Raw genomic sequence first — 8191 nt, 5'->3', positions numbered from 1 at the left:
CTGAGACCGCCACAAAAGATTTATACATTTTATTTTTCGTGGGACTCGTATTATTTGTACACTCGCAAGGGGAACGGGGCCCCTCGGCCCCCGGCCGGGCCGTTCGGCCTCCTGCCGGGCCGTTCGGCCTCCTGCCGGTCGGAGCAAGGATCACCGGCCACGACACCGGGCCCGGCTGAGGCGTCCGCCGCAGGCCGGAGCGGCCGTCGTGGCGAGGACCATTCCGAGCGGCGGTGACCCGGTGGGCTCGCCCCTTCGGTGGGTCGTTCGGCCCCGCTCAGGGACGTGTGGCCCCTGACCGGAGCCACGGCTGCCTCACCACGCTGGAATCGGACCGTTATCCGGGAGGTGGAGGCCATGTACCGAACCGTCACCGCGGGCCTCGACGGATCGCCCGAGAGCCGGGCCGCCGCCGAGTGGGCGGCGCGCGAAGCCTTGCTGCGCCACCTGCCGCTGAAGATCGTCCACGTGTCGGAGCGGGCACCCGAGCACCCGGTCCGGGCTCGGCCGCCCCGCCCTGGGATACACCAGCAGTGGACCGAGCAGCTCCTGGGCGAATCCGCCGAGGGTCTGCGCTCGCGCCACCCCGGTCTCGAGGTGAGCGGCGAGCAGCTGACGGGGACCGTGGCCGACAGCCTGCGACAGGCGGCGGGCTCCGCCGAACTGCTGGCGCTCGGCTCGCGCGGCCTCGGCGGGATCGGTGGATTCGTGGTCGGTTCGGTCGGTCTGTCCGTCGTCGCCCATGCCGAACGACCCGTGGTGCTCGTGCGGGCCGGGGAGCAGGCCCGGGACGAACACAGGACGGACTCGACGGGCGTGCCCTCCGCCGCGGCTCCCTTCCGGCCCGTGGTGCTCGGCCTCGACGCCGACGATCCGGATGACGCGCTCCTGGACTTCGCCTTCGACGCCGCCGCCCGCCGGGAGGCGTCCCTGCGGGCCGTGCACGCCTGGCCCGAGCCGCCCACGTCCTTCTACCGCTTCCCCGGCGACACCGAGCTCCACGACGATCTCGCACGCCGGCAGGCCGCCGCCCTGACCGAGGTGCTGCATCCCTGGCGGCAGAAGTTCCCGGGCGTCGAGGTGATCGAGGCGAGCCGGTGCGGCAGCGCCGCACAAGTCCTCGTCTACGCATCGCGTGACGCGTCGCTGGCTGTCGTCGGCCGCCGCATCCGAACCGCCTCCCTCGGCGCGCACATCGGCCACGTCACCCACGCGGCTCTGCACCACATCACGGCCCCCGTCGCCGTCGTCGCGCACGGCTGACCCAGCACTCCGAGCGGGACGTATCCCGGGGGCAGCGTCAACTCCATTCATGCCCGGGACGGTGATCATGATGGACCTTCCGATCGTTGTCGGCGTCGACGGTTCTGAGCCGAGCCTCCGGGCCGCGGACTGGGCGGCGGACGAGGCCGCCCTGCGCGGGGCGGCACTCAGGCTGGTGTACGCGTTGCTGTGGGAGCGATACGAAGGCACCTCACTCGCGCACGGTCCCGGCGAGCCATCGGGGGAGGTGACGGCGGCAGACGTCGTCGGCATCGCTGAGCGTCGGGTCCACCGCCGACAGCCGGGTATCAAGGTGACCACCGAACAGCCGGCCGAGGCACCCGAGTACGCACTCGTGCGGGAAAGCCGAGCGGCCCTTGCCGTCGTGCTGGGCTGCCGGGGCCGCAGTGGCGTGACCGAGGCGCTCTTGGGTTCGGTCGGCGTCGTGGTGGCGGGTCGAGCACTCTGCCCGGTGATCGTGCTGCGTGGCGGCCACGACAACCAGGCTCCGGGAGCGCGCGGTCGTGTCGTCCTGGGTGTCGGTGAGAAGGGGGCGGGCTCGGCCGCGATGGGGTTCGCCATCGAGGAGGCCCTGCTCCGCGGCGTGCCGCTGGAGGCCGTACGGGCCTGGCGTCGGCCCGCGCACGCGGCCATGAGCCATCCCCTGATCGTCGGCGAACCGGCTCACGGGCACGAGCAACAGGCTGTGGAGGCACTGGAAGAGGTACGACGCCACGGGCCGGCCGGCCTCGAGGTAGAGTGCCGTGCGGTCGAGGCCCATGCCCGCGACGCTCTGCTGGCCGCTTCTCGTGACGCCGACCTGCTGGTAGTGGGCGCCCGGCGCCGCCAAGGCCAATTCGGCCTGCAACTCGGCCGCGTCGCCCATGGGGTGCTGCACCACGCCGCATGCCCGGTGGCCGTCGTGCCGGAGGTCGACTGACCCCGACCCGAGTGTCCACCACGATGCCAGCGTTCGAGTCCCAGTCGCTCGATGTGGCAGGTCACCCGAACTCGATGCGAATTTCGGGCGGTTGTCGCAGGGTGTTGTGCACCGTGCAGTGGTCGACCACCGCACGCAGAGCCTCGAGCCGGCTCCTGCTCAGCTCGTCCGGGAGCAGCACTCGCAGGTGCACACGGGCGACGCGGGCGGGTCGGTCGTCGGCCATGGTGAAGTCCGCCAGCACGCGGAGGTGTTCACGGTCGAGGTGGTGGCGTTCCATGAAGCGCCCGGCGTAATAGGCGACACATGAGGCGAGCGAGACGACGAGCACTTCGACGGGGGTCGGGCCACGGTCGTCGCCGTCCGCTTCGACGGGCTGATCGGTGATGAGGGTGTGGCCTCTCACGCTGACTTCGAAGGCCTGGCCCTTGAGGTGCCGCACCTCTACTCGCCTCGGAGGCACTGGGGTCACGGGCCCGCTCTGGCTTGTCATGATGTCTCCTTCGGCTGCTTGCGGCGGTCGGGGCGCGGCCCGGCGGAGCCACCGGCGGCGGACGCGGAGGGCCACGCCAGGGCACGGGTGATGTCTGCGATGGTGAGGATGCCGACGAGGCGGCCCTCGTCGAGGACGAGCGCTCGGCGCACGGGACTCGCCTGCAGCCGGGGGAGCAGGTCGAGCACGGGTTCCTCGGGAGCGGCCGCGACGACGTCACTCAAGGGGCGCATCACCTCGTGGACCATCGTGCTCGCACGGTCATGCAGCGGGGTCGCCTCGACGCGGCGGAGCGTGAGCACGCCGGTCACCGCACCATCGGGTGCCAGCACCGGGAAGGCGGAGTGGCGGTACTGGCCGAAGGGCCCTTCGGCCAGGAAGTCGGCGAGGGTCGCCGAGGCCGGCACGGTGACCGGGTCCGGAGTCATGACTCGGCTGACCGGCACACCGCCCAGGAGGTTGCGCATCTCGGCCTGACGGGCCTCGGCGGTGGCCGCGCCGATCAGGAACCAGCCGAGCAGCGCCGCCCACAGTCCGGACAGGTCACGGCCGTGCAGCACGGCCACGAATCCGGTCGCCACCATGAACCAGCCGAGCGCCCGGCCCGCGGCCGAGGCACCTCGTGTGGCCCGTAGCCGGTCGCCGGTCCGGTGCCACAAGTACGCGCGCAGGAGCCGTCCCCCGTCCAGCGGTGCGGCGGGCAGCGCGTTGAAGACGGCCAGCACAACGTTGATCGCGGCCAGCCAGACGAACGCCTCGACGACCAGCCCGGACGCGTGGAGTGCGTCCAGCCCTGCGGCGACGCCCGCGAGCACGCCACCGATCAGCAGACTCGTGAGCGGGCCCACGCCGGCGATGCGCAGTTCGGCGGCCGGCGTCGGCGCCTCGTCGTGCAGGCGTGCCGCGCCGCCCAGCATCCACAGCGTGATGCCTTCTACTTGGACGCCGTTGCGGCGGGCGAGCACGGCATGCGCCAGTTCGTGTGCGAGCAGTGATCCGAGGAAGACGACGGCGGTCAGCAGGGCGAGTGCCCAGTACACGAGGGCGGAATGGCCCGGGTGGGCCTGCGGGAGACGGCCACGCGCCAGCCCGAACGTCACCAGGGCGACGATGACCAGGACACTCCAGTGCAGACCGACTCGCACGCCGGCGATCCGGCCGAGGGACAGCGTCTCGTTCATGACATCTCGCCTCACGACTGAAACCCAGTGCGGACTCGGGCGGACGGCGCCGAACTCCCTGGTGGGGCAGGCCCGCGCCACCTTCATGGTCCGGCGGCAGTGGTCTTGCGGGGAGGGGCCGATCGGCTCGCAGCAGGGACGACAGGCCCAGGCGTCGCAGTTCGCTCGCAGTGGATCAGGATCGTGACGATCACGATGGAGACGCTCACCTGCTGTCGCTCGAACGTGCGATGTTCAGTGCTGCCCGGCCCGCTTCCAGACGGGCCACCGGGACCCGGAACGGCGAGCAGGAGACGTAGTCCAGACCGGCTGTGTGGAAGAAGTGGATGGACTCGGGGTCGCCGCCGTGTTCTCCGCAGACGCCGATCTTCAGGTCCGGGCGGGTGGCCCGGCCCTCTTCGACCGCGATCCGGACCAGCCGGCCGACGCCTTCGCGGTCAAGCGTCTCGAACGGTGAGATCGCGAACACGCCCTTGTCGAGGTAGGCCGAGAAGAAGGCGGCCTCGACGTCGTCGCGGGAGAAGCCCCAGACGGTCTGGGTCAGATCGTTGGTGCCGAAGGAGAAGAATTCGGCCTCCTCGGCGATCCGGCCCGCCGTGAGCGCGGCACGGGGGAGCTCGATCATCGTGCCGACGGGGCAGCCGACCGGGGTGCCGGTCTCCTCGGTGACCTCGGCCATCACTCGCCTCACGTCCTCGCGGGTGAGCTGGAGTTCTTCGACGGCGCCGACGAGCGGCACCATGATCTCCGCCCGCGGGGACCCGCCGGCGCGGGTACGCTCGACGACCGCCTCGGCGATCGCTCGCACCTGCATGGCCACAAGGCCCGGCACCACCAGTCCGAGCCGTACGCCCCGCAGGCCGAGCATCGGGTTCTCTTCGTGCATCCGGTTCACGGCATCGAGCAACTCCACGTCATGTGTGTCCGGTTGCTTGCCACCGGCCTTGGCGACGGCGATGCGCACGGCGAGGTCGGTGCGATCGGGCAGGAACTCGTGCAACGGTGGATCCAGAAGCCGGATGGTGACCGGCAGGCCGTCCATCGCTTCGAGAATGGCCGCGAAGTCCTGGCGCTGCAGCGGCAGAAGAGCCGCCAGCGCACGGTCACGCTCGGCGTCCGTACGAGCGAGGATCATGTCCTCGACCAGCTTGCGGCGCTCGCCGAGGAACATGTGCTCGGTGCGGCACAGGCCGATCCCCTGCGCTCCGAACCGTCGGGCGCGGGCCGCGTCCTCGGGGGTGTCGGCGTTGGCCCGAACCTCCAACCGCCCGATTCCGTCGGCATGCTCAAGGGCGCGGGCAACGGCCGCGACCGTGGTGTCCGTGTGTTCGCCGGTCTCCAGATAGCGCATGGTCGCGGAGGGGACGAGCGGTGCCGCGCCGGCGTAGACGTCACCTGTGGATCCGTCGACCGAGAGGACGGTGCCCTCTTCGACGACGGTGCCGTCGCGGGTGGTGAAGCGGCGCGCCTCGGAGTTGACGGCGATGTCCCGCGCACCGCACACACAGACCTTGCCCATCCCGCGGGCGACCACTGCCGCGTGGCTGGTCTTGCCGCCCCGCCCGGTCAGCACCGCCTGCGCGGCGACCATGCCGGGCAGGTCCTCGGGATTGGTCTCCTCGCGCACGAGGACGACCTGCTCCCCGGCCGCGGCGCGCCGTACGGCCTCCGCGGAGTCGAACACGGCAGCACCGACCGCGGCGCCCGGCGAGGCCGGCACGCCATGGGCCAGCGCGTCGCCCGTCGCCGCGATGTCGAAACGGGGGAACATCAGCCGTGCCAGCCCGTCACCGCCGACCCGCTCCAGCGCCTCATCGGTCGTGATCAGCCCCTCCTCGGCAAGCTCGGCGGCGATGGCGAAGGCGGCCTCGGCCGTGCGTTTGCCCACCCGGGTCTGGAGCATCCAGAGCACGCCGCGCTCGATGGTGAACTCGATGTCGCACAGGTCCCGGTAGTGCCGCTCCAGCGCCTGGGCGTGATCGCGCAGTCGTCGGTACGAGCTCGGGTCCAGCCGTTCCAGCTCAGCGATCGGTACGGCGTCCCGCACGCCCGAGACGACGTCCTCGCCCTGCGCGTTCGGCAGGTAGTCGCCGTACAGGCCGGGGCGACCGGTCGCGGGATCGCGGGTGAACGCGACGCCGCTGCCGGAATCCGGGCCGAAGTTGCCGAACACCATGCGCTGTACGGTGACCGCCGTCCCCAGGTCGTCCGGGATGTGCTCACGCCTCCGGTACAGACGGGCGCGCTCGCCGTTCCAGGACCGGAACACGGCGAGGATCGCCTGCTGCAGCTGATGGGCGGGTGACTGCGGGAAATCGCGGCCCGTCTCGTCCCGGATCAGGCGCTTGTAGGTCTCCACCAGCCAGGCGAGGTCGGCGGCGTCGAGATGGAGGTCATCGGGGGCTCCGCGCGCCTCCTTCAGCAGCGTCATGGCCTCGTCGAAGAAGACCGGATCGACCCCCATCACCGTGCTGCCGTACATCTGCACGAGTCGGCGATAGGAGTCCCAGGCGAAGCGTTCGTTGCCGGACACCTTGACCAGCCCGAGCACGGACACGTCGTTCAGACCGATGTCGAGGACCGTCTCCATCATGCCGGGCATGGAGAAGCGCGCCCCGGAGCGGACGGAGACCAGCAAAGGGTCGTCGGCCTGCCCCAGCGATCGCCCGGCGGTCGTTTCCAAGGCCGACAGGTGGAGGCCGACCTCTTGCCGCATACCCTCCGGCTCCTCGCCGGTCGCCAAGAAGGCCCGGCAGGCCTCGGTGGTGACGATGAACCCCGGCGGCACCGGCAGGCCGAGACGGGTCATCTCGGCCAGGTTCGCACCCTTGCCGCCGAGCAGGCCGACCAGGTCGCGGCCACCGTCCTGGAAGTCGTAGACGTAGCGGACCATGACGTCTCTCCTAGCTCCGCGGTCTCATACATCTCCAGCGTCGGACGCGGCAGGGCCGCCCGGGAGGTGCTCTCAGGCCCCCGGGGTGGGCCGAACGGCCCCGAGCTCCGACTCGTGTGCGCGGCGTTGCGGCCTCTTGGCCGAGAGGAGCGGCCTGCCGCGGTGCGTGTCGCCTTCCACTGGCGGCCGATAGGGTGGAAAGCGACCAATCCGATGGTCCCGCCGTACACCGAGGGACCTGGAGGCACACGGTGGCAAGTCCGCAGGATGCCCGCGTCCGGCTGCCGCAGCTGAAGCTGGACGAACTGTTCGAGGAGTTGCAGGCCCGGATCGATGCGGCCCGGAGCACCCGGGATCGCGTGCACAGTCTGCTGGAGGCTGTGCTCACCGTCGGCCGGGAGCTCGACCTGGAGCAGGCGCTGCACTCCATCGTCGACGCGGCGGCGACGCTTGTGGACGCCGAGTACGCCGCCCTGGGCGTCATCGGCCCCGACGGCAAGACGCTGTCCGGCTTCCACACCGTCGGAGTGACCGAGGAGGAGATTGCCGCGATCGGCTCGTATCCGAAGGGGCATGGCGTCCTCGGCGAGCTGATCGATCACCCGGAACCGCTCCGACTGGCGAAGATCTCCGAGCACCCGGCCTCGTACGGATTCCCGGTCGGCCACCCGCCGATGAGCAGCTTCCTCGGGGTTCCGATCCGGGTCCGCGACCAGGTCTTCGGGAACCTCTACCTGTCCGAGAAGCGTGACGGGACGCCTTTCGACGGGGAGGACGAGGCGGTGTTGTCGACCCTGGCCGTTGCGGCCGGGGTGGCCATCGACAACGCCCGCCTGTACGAGGACTCCCGGTTGCGTGAGCGCTGGCTTCGCGCGAACGCGGAGATCGCTCACAGCCTGATGGCCGGCAGCGCCCGCGCCGAGTCCCTGGACCTTATCGCCGAACATGCTCGGGAGATCTCGTGCTCGGCCCTGGCTGCGGTCGCCATGCCGATGGAGGACACCAAGTCGCTCACGGTGGAGATCGCCGTCGGGCTGGACGCTGAGGCGCACTCGGGGCTGGTGTTGCCACTGGGCCGAACGCTGATGGGCCTCGCGTACTCCACGGCCGCTCCGGTCGCCAGCGACGACGTCACTCACGACCCCCGCATCTCCCCGGAGCCCGCGCGCTTCGGCGGACTGGGCCCCGCCGTTGCCGTCCCCATCGGCAGCGGCGAAGGCGGCGTGCGGGGTGTGGTCCTGCTGGCGCGCGAACTCGGTCGGCCGACGTACTCGGCCAGGGAGACCGAGATGCTGCGGAGCTTTGCCGCGCAGGCCGCGATCGCGATGGAACTCGCCGAGCGCCGACAGGACGCCGAGCAGATCGCGGTGCTCCAGGACCGGGACCGGATCGCCCGGGACCTGCACGACCTGGCCATCCAG

Annotated in this window: 6 protein-coding genes; 3 read left to right on the top strand and 3 right to left on the bottom strand. The window is 71.0% G+C overall.

Going from position 1 to position 8191, the window contains the following annotated elements; all coding sequences use genetic code 11:
* The first annotated feature begins 357 nt into the window (after nucleotides 1-357).
* Nucleotides 358-1263 (top strand): universal stress protein, encoded by a 906-nt coding sequence (locus tag ACFW2E_RS30490; protein ID WP_384470298.1) that lies wholly within the window; start codon nucleotides 358-360, stop codon nucleotides 1261-1263.
* Between the two features lie 70 nt (nucleotides 1264-1333).
* A complete protein-coding gene (locus tag ACFW2E_RS30485; RefSeq protein ID WP_384470301.1) occupies nucleotides 1334-2203 on the top strand; it encodes a universal stress protein in 870 nt (289 codons plus the stop codon).
* 61 nt (nucleotides 2204-2264) lie between these two features.
* Here the strand turns inward: ACFW2E_RS30485 and ACFW2E_RS30480 are convergent, their stop codons facing one another.
* From ACFW2E_RS30480 to ppdK, 3 genes are all read right to left on the bottom strand, one after another.
* A complete protein-coding gene (locus ACFW2E_RS30480; RefSeq protein ID WP_384470297.1) occupies nucleotides 2265-2696 on the bottom strand; it encodes an OsmC family protein in 432 nt (143 codons plus the stop codon).
* Nucleotides 2693-3877 carry a site-2 protease family protein gene (locus ACFW2E_RS30475; RefSeq protein ID WP_384470296.1) on the bottom strand — a complete coding sequence of 395 codons (1185 nt, stop codon included), beginning with the start codon at nucleotides 3875-3877 and terminating at the stop codon, nucleotides 2693-2695. The genes ACFW2E_RS30480 and ACFW2E_RS30475 overlap by 4 nt, the downstream gene beginning before the upstream one ends.
* 205 nt (nucleotides 3878-4082) lie before the next feature.
* Nucleotides 4083-6770: a pyruvate, phosphate dikinase gene (gene ppdK / locus ACFW2E_RS30470; RefSeq protein WP_384470295.1), complete on the bottom strand. Its 2688-nt coding sequence runs from the start codon at nucleotides 6768-6770 to the stop codon at nucleotides 4083-4085.
* A 251-nt stretch (nucleotides 6771-7021) separates the two neighbouring features.
* Between ppdK and ACFW2E_RS30465 the strand changes: the two genes are divergently transcribed.
* On the top strand, nucleotides 7022-8191 hold a 1170-nt coding region (locus ACFW2E_RS30465; protein ID WP_384470294.1), incomplete at its 3' end, for a GAF domain-containing protein.

Origin of the sequence: Streptomyces sp. NPDC058964, from assembly GCF_042741275.1 — a bacterium.
Lineage (GTDB): Bacteria > Actinomycetota > Actinomycetes > Streptomycetales > Streptomycetaceae > Streptomyces.
Note: the sequence above shows the minus strand (reverse complement) of the source record. Positions and strands in the feature narration are given on the sequence as shown.

Excerpts from the sequence above, each read along its gene's own strand:
- ACFW2E_RS30490 (WP_384470298.1), top strand. The coding sequence starts at position 358 with ATGTACCGAACCGTCACCGCGGGCCTCGACGGATCGCCCGAGAGCCGG.
- ppdK (WP_384470295.1), bottom strand. The coding sequence starts at position 6,770 with ATGGTCCGCTACGTCTACGACTTCCAGGACGGTGGCCGCGACCTGGTC.
- ACFW2E_RS30475 (WP_384470296.1), bottom strand. The coding sequence starts at position 3,877 with ATGAACGAGACGCTGTCCCTCGGCCGGATCGCCGGCGTGCGAGTCGGT.
- ACFW2E_RS30480 (WP_384470297.1), bottom strand. The coding sequence starts at position 2,696 with ATGACAAGCCAGAGCGGGCCCGTGACCCCAGTGCCTCCGAGGCGAGTA.
- ACFW2E_RS30485 (WP_384470301.1), top strand. The coding sequence starts at position 1,334 with ATGGACCTTCCGATCGTTGTCGGCGTCGACGGTTCTGAGCCGAGCCTC.